General features: G+C 72.0%; 13 protein-coding genes and 1 pseudogene. 6 read left to right on the top strand and 8 right to left on the bottom strand.

All coding sequences use genetic code 11. From position 1 onward, the window contains the following. Positions 1-35 precede the first annotated feature (35 nt). On the top strand, positions 36-797 hold the full coding sequence (locus OG788_RS35720) for a creatininase family protein (protein ID WP_406375177.1): 762 nt from the start codon (positions 36-38) through the stop codon (positions 795-797). Positions 798-934: 137 nt separating this feature from the next. Here OG788_RS35720 and OG788_RS35715 read toward each other — a convergent pair. From OG788_RS35715 to OG788_RS35695, 5 genes and pseudogenes are all read right to left on the bottom strand, one after another. Beyond that, positions 935-1,666: pseudogene (locus tag OG788_RS35715) on the bottom strand (lysylphosphatidylglycerol synthase transmembrane domain-containing protein); the annotation flags it as partial. A gap of 347 nt (positions 1,667-2,013) precedes the next feature. Beyond that, positions 2,014-2,952, bottom strand: coding sequence for a class I SAM-dependent methyltransferase (locus tag OG788_RS35710; RefSeq protein ID WP_406375176.1), 939 nt, complete (start codon positions 2,950-2,952; stop codon positions 2,014-2,016). Further along, the gene (locus OG788_RS35705) at positions 2,949-4,172 is read right to left on the bottom strand and encodes a glycosyltransferase family 4 protein (protein ID WP_406375174.1); all 1,224 of its coding nucleotides are present in this window, start codon (positions 4,170-4,172) and stop codon (positions 2,949-2,951) included. Before OG788_RS35705 ends, OG788_RS35710 begins: the two co-directional genes overlap by 4 nt. Then, positions 4,169-4,567, bottom strand: a complete 399-nt coding sequence (locus OG788_RS35700) for a 6-carboxytetrahydropterin synthase (RefSeq protein WP_266763935.1) — start codon at positions 4,565-4,567, stop codon at positions 4,169-4,171. Before OG788_RS35700 ends, OG788_RS35705 begins: the two co-directional genes overlap by 4 nt. Positions 4,568-4,704: 137 nt before the next feature. After that, entirely contained in the window at positions 4,705-5,685 is a 981-nt protein-coding gene (locus OG788_RS35695; RefSeq protein ID WP_406375172.1) for a zinc-binding alcohol dehydrogenase, read from the bottom strand. Between the two features lie 108 nt (positions 5,686-5,793). On the opposite strand from OG788_RS35695, the gene OG788_RS35690 reads away from it, so the two are divergent. Further along, positions 5,794-6,597 (top strand): CDP-alcohol phosphatidyltransferase family protein, encoded by an 804-nt coding sequence (locus tag OG788_RS35690; RefSeq protein WP_406375171.1) that lies wholly within the window; start codon positions 5,794-5,796, stop codon positions 6,595-6,597. A gap of 53 nt (positions 6,598-6,650) precedes the next feature. Here the strand turns inward: OG788_RS35690 and OG788_RS35685 are convergent, their stop codons facing one another. Then, a complete protein-coding gene (locus OG788_RS35685; protein ID WP_406375170.1) occupies positions 6,651-10,367 on the bottom strand; it encodes a choice-of-anchor D domain-containing protein in 3,717 nt (1,238 codons plus the stop codon). Between the two features lie 347 nt (positions 10,368-10,714). Between OG788_RS35685 and OG788_RS35680 the strand changes: the two genes are divergently transcribed. From OG788_RS35680 to OG788_RS35665, 4 genes are all read left to right on the top strand, one after another. Further along, positions 10,715-11,596: a DNA-3-methyladenine glycosylase family protein gene (locus tag OG788_RS35680; protein ID WP_406375169.1), complete on the top strand. Its 882-nt coding sequence runs from the start codon at positions 10,715-10,717 to the stop codon at positions 11,594-11,596. A 160-nt stretch (positions 11,597-11,756) separates the two neighbouring features. Continuing rightward, entirely contained in the window at positions 11,757-12,896 is a 1,140-nt protein-coding gene (locus tag OG788_RS35675) for an ABC transporter ATP-binding protein (protein WP_406375168.1), read from the top strand. Further along, positions 12,893-13,603: an ABC transporter permease gene (locus OG788_RS35670; RefSeq protein ID WP_406375166.1), complete on the top strand. Its 711-nt coding sequence runs from the start codon at positions 12,893-12,895 to the stop codon at positions 13,601-13,603. The genes OG788_RS35675 and OG788_RS35670 overlap by 4 nt, the downstream gene beginning before the upstream one ends. Beyond that, positions 13,600-14,274 (top strand): ABC transporter permease, encoded by a 675-nt coding sequence (locus OG788_RS35665; protein ID WP_406375165.1) that lies wholly within the window; start codon positions 13,600-13,602, stop codon positions 14,272-14,274. Before OG788_RS35670 ends, OG788_RS35665 begins: the two co-directional genes overlap by 4 nt. Before the next feature lie 45 nt (positions 14,275-14,319). Here the strand turns inward: OG788_RS35665 and OG788_RS35660 are convergent, their stop codons facing one another. Continuing rightward, the gene (locus OG788_RS35660) at positions 14,320-14,931 is read right to left on the bottom strand and encodes a GTP-binding protein (protein ID WP_406375164.1); all 612 of its coding nucleotides are present in this window, start codon (positions 14,929-14,931) and stop codon (positions 14,320-14,322) included. Further along, entirely contained in the window at positions 14,882-15,313 is a 432-nt protein-coding gene (locus tag OG788_RS35655) for a DUF742 domain-containing protein (RefSeq protein ID WP_351545622.1), read from the bottom strand. The genes OG788_RS35660 and OG788_RS35655 overlap by 50 nt, the downstream gene beginning before the upstream one ends. Positions 15,314-15,316 lie beyond the last annotated feature (3 nt).

Below are 15,316 nucleotides of genomic sequence, written 5' to 3'. Positions count from 1 at the left end.
GGTTCCTAAGCAGAGTCGAAAGGGCCGTGAAAAACATGAGTAGTTCGGGAACGCGCGCGACGGTGTCCGGTGTGCTGCCGCTGGACACCACGGAGGACGTCCGCGAGCGGGGGGCCGGTGTCGCCCGTCAGGTCGCCGTCCTTCCCGTCGGCAGTCTCGAACAGCATGGCGCCTACCTGCCCCTGACCACCGACACCCTCGTGGCGTGCGCCATCGCGCGGGAGATCGCGGCCGCCTATCCGGTGCATCTGCTTCCTCCGGTGACGATCTCCTGCTCGCACGAGCACGCCGGCTGGCCGGGTACCGTCAGCATCTCCTCCGTCACCCTGTACGCGGTCGTCCGCGACATCGCCGCCTCGTTGCGCCGCTCCGGCGTCGACACCCTGGTGGTGGTCAACGGGCACGGCGGGAATTACGTGTTGGGCAATGTAGTCCAGGAATCCGCGGGCACCGGTACTCGTATGGCGCTTTTCCCGGCCGTGGAGGACTGGGAAGGCGCGTGTGAACGAGCCGGTGTGCAGACGTCGTTGCTCACCGATATGCACGCGGGAGAAATCGAGACGTCCATTCTCCTGCATGCCCACCCGGAATGCGTCAAAGACGGTTATGAGACCTCCGATTTCGTTGCCGACGACCGTCGGCATCTGCTCACCCTCGGCATGTCGGCCTACACCGAGTCCGGGGTCATCGGCCGTCCCTCGATGGCCCGCGCCGAGAAGGGGAAGGAGCTCCTCGCCGGGCTGGCCGAGGCGTTCGGAGCGTATTTCTCGCTGGTGGCGTCCGAGACGCTGCACTGATCAGGCCCTCCCGCGCTCTCACCGCTGGGGCGCCGGAGCGCGGCACCCCAGCGGACGACCAGGACGGCGGCGCCGGGCAGGCTCGCCGCGAAGCTGAGCACTCCGTAGATCACCGCGACGGTGAGGCCCATGCCCGCGCCGAGCCCGGCGGCGCCGAACGCCCAGGCGGTGACGCCCTCGCGGGGGCCCCAGCCGCCGATGTTCAGCGGCAGCCCCATGGCGAGCAGCGCGAGCAGCGCGAGCGGCATCAACTGGGCGACGGACGCGGTGGATCCGGCGACCCGGGCGGCGAGCACGAACATCGTCAGGTGACCGGCGAGCACCAGCACCGACGAGAGCGTCACGCCGGGCCAGCTGCCGCGGGCCAGCAGAGCGCCCCGCGCCTCGGTGAGCGCGCCGCGGACGGCGCCGTACCGGACGGCGCCCACGGGGGCCCGGCCCCTGCGCACGGCGCCCACGGTCACCACTCCGCACACCGAGACGATCGCGAGGATCAGCGCGGCCTCGCGGGACTCGGCGAGCACGGGTGACGGCTGGGTGAGCAGCACGACCGCGCCGACGGCCACCAGCACGGCCTGTCCCGCGGTGCGTTCGAGTACCACCGCGCGTACGCCCCGGCCGATGTCACCGGTGCTCTGCCCGTGCCGGACGGCCCGGTGCACATCGCCGAGGACTCCGCCGGGCAGCGCGGCGTTCAGGAACAGCGCGCGGTAGTAGTCCGCGACGGCCGCGCCCAGCGGGAGCCGGATGCGCAGCTCGCGCGCGACCAGGCACCAACGCCAGGCGCTGAACACCGTGGTGAGCAGTCCGATCCCGATCGCCGCCCACAGCGTCGTGCCGTCGATCCGCCGGAGGCCGTCCAGGAACACCCCCGTGCCGAGCCGCCAGAGCAGCACGCCGAGGATGAGGACGCCGGCGACGGTGCCGAGGTGAGTGCGGACGCGACGGTCACCGAGCCGGGCCCGCAGGCCCCGCGCTGTTCCGGCCGCCGCGGGGCTCCCGGCGTCCCCGGCCGGGCCGGACTCCGGCCGGGCGCCGTCGGCGGCGGACTCGTGCGAGGCATCCGCACCGGGCTCGGCGAGAGCCCGGTCCGGGCCCGCGGTCGCACCCGGCGCCGCGAGAGTCCGAGGCGGGCTCGTGTTCAGGGGCGGGCCGTCGAGGTCCGGGGGCGCGGCCGCCGGGGCGGAGGCCACGCCCACCGTCTCCAGGCCCGCGCTCACACCGCACCCCCGGTCGGGTGCGGCAGGGCCAGCACATCGCTGTGGTGGACGACGACGCGCACCTCGCCCGCGGCACACGCCGCCAGGCGGGAGTTCAGATAGGTCTCCGCCCGGGCCGCCAGGTCGGGGCGCTGTTCCACCGCCGCGCCGACCCAGCCGCGCAGCCACTCCGCGGTGAGGGCGGCCTCGTCGGGGCCGAGCCGCCAGGGGCTCGGATGCACCCGCACCGTCGCGCCGTGGCGGCCGAACGCCTCGCAGGCGGCGGTGATGGCCTCCGGGCCGAGCAGTTCGCCGCGCCGCTGGTGGGTGTTGAACGCCTCGGCGATCTCGGCGTCCATCGGGTCGGCCGGGGTGATTTCGACGCGTCCGACGACGGACAGCGTCAGCAGGGCCGGCACACCGGCGCCCGCACAGGCCGCCGCGAGCCGGTCGATCTCCTCGCCGGTGAGCACGTCGAGCAGCGCCGACGCGGTCACCAGGGAGGCGCCGGCCAGGGCGTCCGCGGTCAGCCGGCCGATGTCACCGCGCTGCGTGGTGACGCCGACGTGGCTGCCGTCGGCCGCCGCCTTGGGCGCTCCGACGGTGGCGAAGTGCAGCAGGTACGGGTCCCGGTCGTGCAGGACCCAGTGCTGGGCGCCGTCGAGCCGGGGCGCCAGCCAGCGCCCCATGGAGCCGGTGCCGCAGCCCAGGTCGTGGATGACCAGGTCGCCGCCGCGCACCGGCCGGTTGGCCAGCCGGATGCGCAGCGGGTCGAGCAGATCGGCCGCCCGCGCGGCGGCGTCGGCGGGTTCGCGCAGCTGGAGCCACTGGGGCGCGAAGCGCGGCACCTCGCCGGTGTCCGCATCCCCGACTCGCTGACCGGGCACGCCCGTCCTCACCTTCGCCTCGGGGATGCCGGAGTCCGGCCCGCTCGCGGGAGTCGTCGCGGTACTCACGCGGCCCTCCGGGGTTCGTGGGGCAGCCGGCCGAGCACACCGGCCAGGCTTCGCGCGGTGGTCGCCCAGCCGTCGAGCGCGGCGCGCCGTCCGCGGGCGGCGGCCTTCAGCCGCCGGCGTACGTCGGCCTCGCCGAACCAGCCGCGCAGTTCGGACGCGAGCGCCGCCGGGTCCTCCGGCGGTACGAGGATGCCGGGCACTCCGCCGTCGGGGGCGCGTCCGACCGCCTCGGGCAGACCGCCGACGTCCGTGGCGAGCACCGGGATGCCGCGTGCCAGGGCCTCGGTGACGGCCATGCCGTAGGTCTCCGCGTACGAGGTGAGGACCATGAGGTCGGCGGCGGCGTAGCTGGCGTCGAGTTCGGCGCCGGCCTGCGGTCCCGCGAGGTGCAGACGGTCACCGAGACCGTACTTCGCGATCAGGGCGCGCAGTTGGGCGACGTAGGCCGGGTCCTGGCCGAGTCCGCCGACGCAGACGCAGCTCCAGGGCAGGTCGGTGACGGTCGCGAGGGCCTCGATGAGGCGGTGCTGCCCCTTGCGGGGGGTCACGGCGGCGACGCACAGCAGCCGCGAGACACCGTCGGTGCCGGAGGCGAGCGGTGCGATGTCGGCACCGGGCGCGGCGACGTGGACACGGTCGGGGGCGAGGCCGTGGTGGGCGACGAGCCGGCGGACGGCCCAGTCGCTGGTGGCCACGACGGCCGACACGGCCCGCAGTGTCGTACGTTCCCGGGCGTCCAGGTCGGCGGCGACGGCGGGCTGGAGTCCGGTCTCGTCGCCGAGCGGCAGGTGCACGAGCACGACGAGTCGCAGCCGGTCGGCCTCGGGGACGACGATCTCGGGGACGCCGCAGGCGACGATCCCGTCGAGGAGGACGACCGTGTCGTCGGGCAGGTCGGCCAGGGTCCTGGCGAGTTCCGTACGGGCTGAGATCCCGGGGCGGGGCCATTCGCCGGGCACGGCGTGCCGGTGGACCTGCCAGCCGAAGCCGGGCAGGTCCAGGCAGAGCCGGCGGTCGTAGGCGTTGCCGCCGCTCGGGGCGGTCGCGTCGTCGACGCCGCCCGGCATCACGAAGTGCACGGAGCGCAGGGACATGGGGATGATCTCGGCGTTCTTGAGAGCCGTGTGCTGCACGGGCACGTAGTTCAGGGCGCCAGGGCCGACGGTCGCGGAGGTCTGGCCGGACCGTGCGGACGCCTGGTCGAGGCTCACGTCGGTCACAGGGCACGCTCGTAACTCGCCCAGGCGATGTGCGACTCGTGCAGGGTGACGGTGATGCCGGTGAGTCCGTGGGCACCTTCGCCGAGGGCTCCGGCGTGCACGCGGTCGGCGAGCCGGTCGGCGACGACCTTCGCCAGGAACTCGGTCGAGGTGTTGGTGTCCTTGAAGTCCGGCTCGCTGTCGAGATTGCGGTAGTTCAACTCGCTGACGACGGCGCCGAGCTCCTGCGTGGCCAGTCCGATGTCGACGACGATGTTGTCGTCGTCCAGCTCGGTGCGGCGGAAGGTGGCGTCCACCAGGAACGTCGCCCCGTGGAGGCGCTGCGCGGGTCCGAAGACCTCGCCACGGAAGCTGTGGGCGATCATCAGGTGATCGCGGACGGTGATGCTGAACAACGGACGACCCTCCAGGTGCGGTGCGTCTGATCCTCTGCCGGGATCACGTCGTGTAGTACGGCTGTCCGGTTCACCTTGTTCAGCCGCTTGTCGGCCTTTCTTCGGAGTCGCCTGAGGTCAGGCCGGTTCTCGACGGCTCAAACCTCTTCGTAGGCGACGCGGTGGCACAGGGCGGGTATCGATCCGGAGGCCAGTTTTCCCATCACGTCGGGTAGTTCTCCGAAGGCGCACTCACCGGTGATCAGGGCGTCGAAGGCCGGTTCGGCGAGGAGTTCCAGGGCGAGCGCGAGGCGGTCGGCGTAGGTCCGTCCGGCCCGGCCCGAGGGGGAAACGGAACCCACCTGGCTGCTGCGCAGGGTCAGGCGGCGGGAGTGGAAGGCCTCCCCGAGCGGCAGGCTGACGCGGCGGTCGCCGTACCAGCTCAGCTCGATGACGGTCCCCTCCGGGGCGAGCAGGTCGAGGGCACGGGTGAGTCCGGCCTCGGTGGCGCTGGCGTGCACGACGAGGTCGAGTTCACCGGCGGCGTCCTCGGGGAGCGCGAAGTCGATGCCGAGCGCCCGGGCGACGGCACCGCGTGCCGGGTCGGCGTCGACGAGCTGGACCCGTACGCCCGGGAAGCGGGCGAGCAGCGCGGCCACCGAGCAGCCGACCATGCCGCCGCCGACCACGGCGATCCGGTCGCCGATCAGCGGGGCGGCGTCCCACAGGGCGTTGACCGCCGTCTCGACGGTGCCGGCGAGAATGGCGCGGGAGGCGGGCACGGACTCGGGCACGACCGTCACGGCGCTTGCCGGGACGACGTACCGCGTCTGGTGCGGGTAGAGGCAGAAGACCGTGCGTCCGAGCAGATGCCCGGGTCCTTCCTCCACTCGGCCGACACTCAGATAGCCGTATTTCACGGGCGCGGGGAAATCCCCGTCCTGGAACGGCGCGCGCATCGAGGCGTGCTGGTTCTCCGGGACTCCCCCGCGAAAGACGAGGGTCTCGGTGCCTCTGCTCACTCCTGAGTAGAGCGTGCGTACGAGCACCTCCCCCTCGGCGGGCGCGGACAGGGCGACGTCCCGGATCTCACCGTGGCCCGGAGATGCGAGCCAGAAGGCTCGAGCTGTGAGTTCCATGAGCGTCCCCCTGAACGATGGAGCAGATCTTCACGTACGGACCAGTGACAAGTCGCGCACACGGTACGCGGCGTTGATCGAATCTGTCATACGGCCGGAGGATGTGCGGTGGCCCTGAACAACACGTACGGCGCGAGGCTTCCCCAGCAGGAGACCATGGTGGGAGCCGGTGTGCAGCTCCTGCTGCTCGCCCTGCTGGGCACGGCGATCGGGATGGGGCCCGCGGGCTGGCTGACCGGCCTCGCCTTCGGGATCGCCACCTGGGCGGTGCTCACCCGTGCCCTGCGGCGCACACAGCCCCGCTCCTTCGGACCCGCCAACCGTGTCACCCTCGGCCGCGCGATCCTGGTGGGCGGCGTCACCGCCCTGGTCGCGGACTCCTTCCAGAGCTCGCCGCCGGTGAGTCTGCTGGTCGGGCTGACGGCGGTGGCCCTGATCCTCGACGGCGTCGACGGCAAGGTCGCCCGGCGGACCGGCACGTCCTCCGCCCTGGGCGCGCGCTTCGACATGGAGGTGGACGCGTTCCTGATCCTCGTGCTGAGCGTGTACGTCGGGATGTCGCTCGGCCCGTGGGTGCTGCTGATCGGCACGATGCGGTACGCGTTCGTCGCGGCGGCCCGGGTGCTGCCGTGGCTGAACGCCGCGCTGCCGCCGAGCATGGCGCGCAAGACGGTGGCGGCCCTGCAGGGCGTGCTCCTGCTGGTCGCGGGCGCCGGGGTCCTGCCGTACGCGGTGACGCTGGGCGCCGTCCTGCTGGCCCTCGGGCTGCTGGTGTGGTCGTTCGGCCGCGACATCGCGTGGCTGTGGCGGCAGAGCCGTCGTGGACCGGTCGAGCCGGTCCGGGAGGACGAGCCCGAGGACGTGCGGCCGCGGGAGCTGGTCGGCGCGGCCGGGGCGCGTTCCGAGCGCTGATCACCTGCCCGCGCAGGTGGCACGTCGCAGGTCAGGGGTGTCCACGGGGATGTTCAGTAAGTGATCTTCACGCCGCGAACCGTGTGGTTGTCCGTAGTGCTGCCGGTGGCGGCGGAGAAGCCGACCAGGACGTTCTGCGGCAGGGCGACGGCCGTGTCGATGACCTGGGTGCCGTCCACGGCGACCAGGACGTGTCCGGCGGTCGTCACGGTCACGTCGACGACATGGGTGCCGGTCCGCAGGGCGGGCACGGCGGTCGAGGTGGCGGCATAGGTGAACGGCGAACCGGTTCCGCCGACGGCCACCCCGACGAAGTTGGCCGACGGGTCACCGGTGTTGCGATGGGTGTCCAGGGTGACGGCGATTCCCGGCAGACCCGCGTAGCCGAGGCCACCGCCCCCCGCGCCCAGTGCCGTCGGAGTCGCCTTGGCCGCGTCGAGCAGCAGCAGGGCGAGACCATCGGCGCCGTTGCCGCCGCCGATCGCGGCGGTGAAGGTCGCCTTGAGGCGGGCCGACGGTACGGCGGTGCCCTGGACGGCGGACCCCCTGGCGCTCTGTACGGCCTTGGTGAGTACCAGGTCGGTGCCGGAGAGCGCGGCGGACCCGTTGTAGGTCCAGCGGTTGGGTCCGGGTGGCGGCACCGCGTACGAGGTCGCGGTGATGACCGCGTCCCGCACGGAGTGGATGTCGGTCTTGCCGCCGTTGGCGCCGGTGAAAGCGAGCAGCGCCGTCGGCGGCAGCGAGTTGACCGTGGTGTTCAGCAGCCGGATGCCGTCCATCGAGACGGTCAGAGTCTTCCCTGAGACGGACACGGAGACGGTGTGCGGGCCCGAGCGGAGGTTCGGAACGCTGGTGGTGGTCGCCGCGTAGGTGAGGGCCCCGTTGCTCGTGGCGGCGGTGATGCCGACGAAGTTCGCGGACGGGTCACCGGTGTTGCGGTAGGTGTCGAAGGTGATGGCCACGCCGGGCTTGCCCGCCCAGCCCAGACCGCCGCCGTCGGTGCCCAGCGCGGTGGGGGTGGCCCCGGCCGGGTCCAGCAGGCCGAAGGTGAGGCCGTCGCCGCCGCTGCCACCACCGATGACCGTGGAGAACGCGGCCTTGAGACCATCGGTGACCACCGGGACCGGGAAGACGGCCGAGCCCACCTGGTGGGCCGCGGTCCGGGTGAGTTGCAGGTCGGCACCGGACAGTTGGGCGGAACCGTTGAGCTTCCAGCCGCCGTCCCCGGGTGCCGGGACGGTGACCCGGCCGGGCGCGGTTCCGGTACCGGTCAGCGACTCGTTCTGCGGTCCGCGTCCGTCGTCGGAGGTCAGCTGGTAGGTACCGGAAGCCGCGCCTACGGCGGTCGGGGAGAAGGTGACCGCCTGGTGGATCACGTCCTCCGGGCCGATGACCTGGCCTTCGCTGATCGGGTTCGTCACCTGGAACGGGGCCGCGGGCGGGGCCGCCTTGGTGACGGTGAGGGGAATGTTGCCGGTGTTGCTGATGTCGAAGGTCTTGGTGACCGATTTCCCGACCGCCACACTGCCGAAGCCGGTCGATGTCGGAGTGACGGTCAGACGCGCCTCGCCGACCACCGCGCTGCCGGTGAGCTGGACGGCGGCGGTGCCGTTCGTTCCGGTGACGGACAGCGTGCCGGAGTGTTCTCCCGCGGCCGTCGGGGCGTACCTCACCTGGACGGTGACGGACTGCTGGGGCTGGACGAGGGCGCCGTCGGCAGGCAGTCCCTCGACGCCGAAGGGCGCGTCCGGTGACGTGCTCGCCGAGACCGTCTCGGCCTCGGTGCCGGTGTTGGTGAAGCTCACGCCCAGGGTCTTGACGGTTCCGGTGGCCACCGTGCCGAATGCCAGCTCGGAGGGGAAGGCGGTGAGGCCGGGGCGGGTTCCGTAACCGGTCAGCCCGAGCCCCACCGCGCCGGTGTCCGTGGTGAGCGTCAGCACCGAACTGTCCGCTCCCGGCGACGTCGGCGAGAACGACACCGGAACCGTGTAGCTGTCGCCCGCGTGCAGGGAGACCGGCAGGCCGGTGGGAGCGGCGGAGAACTGGCCGCCCGGAGCCGCAGCGACCGCCGAGATCGTGACGTCCTCGGTGGCGGTCACCTTCGCGGTGCCCTGGCCGGTGCCGCCCACGGCGACCTTGCCGAAGTCCACCGGACCGCCGGTCAGCGCGCCGGTGGACGGTCGGCCGAAGCCGAGCACATGGCCGTCGCGGGTGCCGACGTAGACCCTCCCCCCGTCGGTGGCGGGGACCGAGAACTTCGACACGGTGCCGATCGGCGCCGAATAGCGCAGGTTCAGGGATCCCTTGACCGGCACGGCGTCGTACGCGCGCAGCTGACCGTTGGCCCCGTTGGAGCCGTCCGAGTAGACCGCCCAGACGAGGGCGGAGCCCGGAGTGGTGCCGGTGGAGGTCACCACGGGCGACCCCGAGGTGTAGCCGAAGGTGCCGGTACTGGTGCCGGTGTTGGTCAGGGTGGGCAGGCCCGCGCCGTTCGTGCCGTAGGCGAAGGCGCGCAACGGACCCTTGCTGCCGATCGTGTAGACGTAGCCGCCCTCACCGCCGTACGCGGCCGGGTGCCCCCAGACGCCCTCGTACGGGCCGAAGGTGCCGAGGACGCCGTCGGTTCGGCCGGGGCCCTGGGAGCGACCGCCCAGGTTGTCGCGGTCGAGGAGGAACAGGCGGCCGTCCTTGCCGATCTCCACCAGCAGATGGGGGTGCTGGGCGGTGCCGAAGGCGGGTCCGGGCAGCGCCGTCGGCCCACCGGAGCCGAGGTCCGTGTCATTGGTGTCGAGGGTCGGGGCATTGCTGGGGCTGAAGAAGTCCTGCGCGGACATGGTGCCGTCACTGTTGACCCCCAGGCGGACCACCGACTCGGCGAGCCGGCCAGGTGGCTGCGAACCCGGGCCGGGCGCCGGGGAGATGCCGTTCCCCGTGGACAGGAACATCCGGCCGGGGCCGTCGGAGACCAGACCGCCACCGCTCATCCAGACGCCCGCCATGCCGTTGGCGGAGGAGTCCTCGGTGGCCCACAGCGTGGTGGCCCGGCTCGTGGTGTTCACACCGAGGACGTAGCCGACGTACGGGCCGACGTCGCAGTGCGACGCGAAGGCCGCGTAGACCGATCCGCCCATCAGGAGCAGGCCGGGCCGCTGGGCGGCGGTGAAGGCGGTGAAGGGGTGGCTCGGGTCGTTGACCGGTGCCCCCTGCACCTTGACCGGCCAGCCGGCGCGCTCGGTGCCGGTCGTCGCGTCGAGTGCGTGGACGTACCAGTTGGGGTGCTGGGTGTCGGCTCCGTCGTTGATCTTCGCGGTGAGGTAGACGGTCTTGGTGGCCGGGTCGTACACGGGCGTCGAGGTGACACCGAAGTTGGGAACCAGGTCGCCGCAGCCGATCGCCGAGGCGGGCCAGGGCGCACCCAGGTCCTTCGTCCAGTTGATCGTGCCGGACGCCGAGTCGAGTCCGTACACCTTGGCGTTCTCGGTGGCCGCGACGACCGTCCTGCCCGCCACCAGGGGCTGCGCGTACACCTGGCCGTCCACGGCGGTGGAGAACTGCCGGCCGAAGTCGGAACTGGAGACCTCGGAGGGAGCGAGACCGGGCTCGTCGCGGTCCCAGCCGGTCCGCAGGTCGTCGACCGAGACCGTCGGCGCGTCGGTCCGGGCGCGGTCCGCCGCCGGGGCGGGCAACGTGCCTGCGGTGCCGAGCAGCAGACAACCCGTCAGCAGCGAGAGCAACCGGTTCGTGGTCCGCCGTGCGCGCGTGCTGAGCATGTCTCCACCTCGGTGCATGAGTGCGCGAGGGCGGAGACCGGCAGGTCCCGCCGGCGATCATGGTCGAGTAGGCGGCCCGATATTCATACGATCCCGGAGGGCCGGCCGGGCATGGTTCACCCCGATGGACCAAGGACGCCTCAGGGGACAGCGGCGGACCGGGTGACGCCGCGCGGGAGCGTCGCGGACGGGTGGGAACGCCCGCCGCCGGGCGCTTCCCGCAGCCCCGCGCACGCCGGTAGCCCGTAGGCGCGAAGCGGGCAGAATACCTGACGGAATCTGTCATGTATTGCCTCCACAGTGGTGCGTACGGACGCGGTGGACGTGTCCCGAGCGGGAGGTTGGACATGGCACGGCACACGGTCGCGTTCGAGGTGGCCGGTCCCTGGTCCCTGGAGAACAGCAGGGAGTTCTGGGAGGAGATGGCACCCGTGCCACCGGCCGGGGCGTCCGGCGCGGGAGCGTCGCTGCGTACGGTGTTCCACGCCGACGCCGACTGGCGGCGCGTCGCCGCGGAGGTGACACAGGACGGGCCCACCGCCCGGGTCCTGGTCACGGGGGACGGCGCTCTGGACGCCGCCGCGGAGCAGGTCCGCCGCTTCCTCTCCCTCGACGTCGACGCCCGCGGCTGGCCCGCGGTGGGCGACCGCGACTCCGTGATCGGCCGGATCCAGGCGCGCCGGCCGGGACTTCGCCCGTGCGGCTTCCATTCTCCGTACGAGGCCGCCTGCTGGGCGGTGCTGACCCAGCGCACCGGGAGGACGGCTGCCCGTGGCATGCGCGACGACCTCGTCGACCGCCACGGAGCCGGAGGCGCGTTCCCGGCGCCCGAGGCCCTGCTCCGGATGGACACCGAACTGCCCTGGCGCAAGACCGAATACCTGCACGCCGTCGCCCGGGCGGCCCTCGACGGACTGCTCGACGGCGCGCAACTGCGTTCCCTGGAACCGCAGGACGCCATGCGTCAGGTCCAACAGGTCAAGGGACTCGGCGCCTTCGCCGCCGAACTGGTCGTCGTCCGCGGCGCAGGTCACCCCGACGTCCTGCCGGCCCAGGAACGCAGACTCGCCGCGGAGATCACCGAACAGTACGGACCGGACCACGACCTGACCGCGATCTCCGGGAACTGGCGGCCGTACCGCACCTGGGCCGCGCTCCATCTGCGGGTCCTGCGCGGCGAACGCATGAGCGCCGAAGGGGCCCGCGGGACGCGGACACCCACGCGATGAAGCTCGCCAGCCCCAGCCGGAGCGCCCGCTGAAATCGGACGTCCGCACGACATTCACGACCTGTCATGACCGAGATCGAACATCAACTGGCTAGACTACGCACCCTCGTGCACGCGATCGCGCCACGCGCGAGCAAAGCCGTTCCGAAGGGTTTCGACGCTTGATAGCCATCGAAGATGTCAGCAAGCGATACGCCGACGGCACGGTGGCCGTCGATCGCCTGTCCCTGCAGATACCGAACCACTCCATCACCGTTCTCGTCGGACCTTCGGGCTGCGGCAAGACCACCACGCTCCGCATGATCAACCGCATGGTCGAGCCGAGCAGCGGCACGATCCGGGTCAACGGCGAGGACATCCGGAGCCGCCCTGTCAACGCCCTGCGCCGCTCCATGGGTTACGTCATCCAGAACGCCGGTCTCTTCCAGCACCGGACGATCCTCGACAACATCGCCACGGTGCCCCGGCTGCTCGGCTGGTCCAAACAGCGCGCCCGGGACCGCGCGGCTGAACTGATGGAACGGGTCGGCCTCGACCCGGGCATGGCCCGCCGCTATCCGTACCAGCTCTCCGGCGGTCAGCAGCAACGCGTCGGCGTGGCACGCGCGTTGGCGTCGGACCCGCCCGTCCTGCTCATGGACGAGCCGTTCTCCGCGGTCGACCCGGTCGTCCGCCGGGGCCTGCAGGAGGAGCTGCTGCGCATCCAGGGCGAACTGGGCAAGGCCATCGTCTTCGTCACCCACGACATGGACGAGGCGATCACCATCGGCGACCGCATCGCCGTCCTGCGCACCGGCGGCAAGCTCGCCCAGTTCGCGGCCCCCGACGAGATCCTGTCGTCGCCGGCAGACGCGTTCGTGGAGCAGTTCCTCGGCGCCGACCGGGGCATCCGCGGTCTGTCGTTCCTGTCCACCCGCGATCTCGAACTCGACCGCTCCCGGGTCTTCCCCGTCGGCTCCGACTGGCAGGAGATCGCCGGACGCGAGACGGGAGTCGCGCCGGTGCTGGTGACCGACGCGGGCGGCAAGCCCCTCGGCTGGGCCGATCCCGGCGTCTGGAGCGGTGACGTGGAGACGCTCGAACCGTACGGGCAGAGCTTCGAGGTGGGCCGCGACTCGCTGCGGGTCGCCCTGGACCGGGCCGTACTGTCGCCGACCGGGCAGGCGGTCGCCGTGGACGGCGGTGGGCAGGTGCTCGGGGTCGCCGGGCAGGAGACGGTCGCCGCGGCGATCCGCCTGGCCCGCCGGCGACGGACCGAGGACGCCCCGCAGGAGACGTCGGCGGCGAAGGCGCTGCGATGAACGGGTACTTCGACATACCGAGCGACCTCCAGCACAGCTATGGCGGCCTGATCGCCATCCATATGCAGGAGGCGCTGGTCCCGGTGCTGGTCGGTCTGCTGCTGGCGCTGCCGGTCGGCCTGCTGTGCGTCCACTACGACTGGCTCTACCCGCCGGTCCTGTGGACCTCCACGGTGCTCTACGCCATCCCGTCGATCGCCTTCTTCGTGGTGCTCATCGACTACACCGGGCTGACCCAGCTGACCGTGATGATCCCGCTGTGCCTGTACAGCCTGGTCGTGCTCGTACCGGCGGTCGTCGACGGCATCCGCTCGGTCCCCGAGGAGACGAACGCCGCCGCCTCGGCCATGGGCATCGGCCTCGCCCGCCGCTACTTCCAGGTCCAACTGCCCATCGCCGTACCGGCGATCATGGCCGGACTGCGGGTGGCCGTCGCCTCCAGCATCAGTCTGGTGAGCATCGGCGCACTGATCGGCAACCAAGGAGGGCTCGGCAACCTGCTGACCACCGCGCAGTTGTACGACCGTCCCCGTCTCGCCGTGACGTCGGTGGTCACCACCGCCGTCCTCGCGATCGTGATCGACGCCCTGCTGGTCCTGCTGCGGCGGGTCCTCACCCCCTGGGAACCGCCGTCCGCCCGCGCGGCGCGGCGCTCCGGGGCCACGACCGCGGACGTCGCCGCCCGCACCCCGGAGGGCGTGTCGTGAACGTACTCGACTTCATGCGGTCCTTCTTCAGCGACAGCGCCCACTGGCACGGATACGACGGCATCCCGCAACGCGTGTGGGAACACCTCCAGTACACCGCCGGAGCCCTGGCGATCGCCGCGGCCATCGGCCTGCCGGTCGGCCTGATCACCGGGCACACCGGGCGCGGCGGCAACACGCTGGCCTTCCTGTCCGCCGGCGCCCGCGCGCTGCCGACCTTCGGGCTCCTGGTCCTGATGTTCGTCTGGCTCGGACTCGGCATCGTGCCCGTGATGATCCCGCTCGTGGTGCTGGCGATCCCCCCGATCCTCATCACCACCTACGAGGCGATCCGCACCGTGGACCCCTCCCCCGTCGATGCCGCCCGGGGCATGGGCATGCCGCCGACCCGGATCCTGTTCCAGGTCGAGGTCCCGGCGGCGCTGCCGCTGATCCTCAGCGGACTGCGCTCGGCGACGGTCCAGATCGTCTCGACGGCGACGATCGCGGCCTATGTGTCCCTCGGCGGGGTCGGCCGGTACATCCTGGACGGCCTGTACCAGCACAACTACGAGAAGGTGGCGGGCGGGGCGGCTCTCACGGCCGTCCTCGCGCTGTTCGTCCTCGGCCTGTTCTGGGCCGTGGGCCGGGTGGCGGTCTCTCCCGGCGTGCGCCGGCGCCAGGCCGCGTAGGAGTGGTACCACCACGGCGGGGACGGCCTTCGGGCCGTCCCCGTCTCAGCGTTCGGCCGTGGCGAGGGCGTGTTCGAGGACCACGAGCAACGCGTCCCGCACGGACCCCCGGTCACGTGCGTCGAACACGGTCAGCGGCACGTGCTCGCCGACGTCGAGAGCCCACCGTACGTCGTCCAGATCGTGTTCGATCCTGCCGTCGAAGGCGTTGACGGCCACGGCGAACGGGATCTCGCGGTGCTCGAAGTAGTCGACGGCCGCGTAGCAGTCGTCGAGCCGCCGGGTGTCGACGATCACGAGGCCGCCGAGCGCGCCCTCGACGAGGTCGTCCCACATGAAGCCGAACCGTTCCTGGCCGGGGGTGCCGAACAGGTAGAGCTTCAGGGTCGGGTCGAGGGTCACGCAGCCGAAGTCCATGGCGACGGTCGTCGTCACCTTCTCCGGGGTGTGGCTGAGGTCGTCGACCCCGGCGGCGACCGAGGTGATGGACGCCTCGGTGGTCAGTGGCTCGATCTCCGAAATGGCGCCCACCGTGGTGGTCTTGCCCACGCCGAAGCCGCCCGCGATCACCATCTTCACGGGCAGCGGAGGCCGGGGCGTCTCGTCGTCAGCCCTCACGGACCGCGCCCCGGGAGTCGGGGATAGCTCGAAGACCATCGATAACCCTTCGCAGAACGGTGACATCGCGGTTGGAGTGGGCCTGCGGGGCGTACAGGGCCAGTTGACCGTCGGCGCGCAGATCGTCGGCGAGCACCCGGATCACATTCAAGTGCATCCGGAGTTTCGCCGCGATCTCCGCGAGCGACTGCGGCTCACGGCAGACCGTGAGGATGTCGCGGTGCTGGTCGAAGACGAACGCGTCCAGTGCCGCCAGCCCCACTCGCGTGGCCACCACCTGTGTCTCGATCGGGATCGGCGGTACGAGGCTGTCGCCCCCGGCGATCCGCCCCGCGGTCAGCAGGAACGGCCGGACGACCGAGGCGGGGCGCTCCACTCCCCACTCGGCGTCGTCACCGGCCAATGGCTCGCCGGACGTCATCAC

The organism is Streptomyces sp. NBC_00647, assembly GCF_045207245.1.
Taxonomy (GTDB): domain Bacteria; phylum Actinomycetota; class Actinomycetes; order Streptomycetales; family Streptomycetaceae; genus Streptomyces.
The sequence above is the reverse complement of the archived record's forward strand: the minus strand, read 5'-3'. Positions and strand labels throughout refer to the sequence as shown.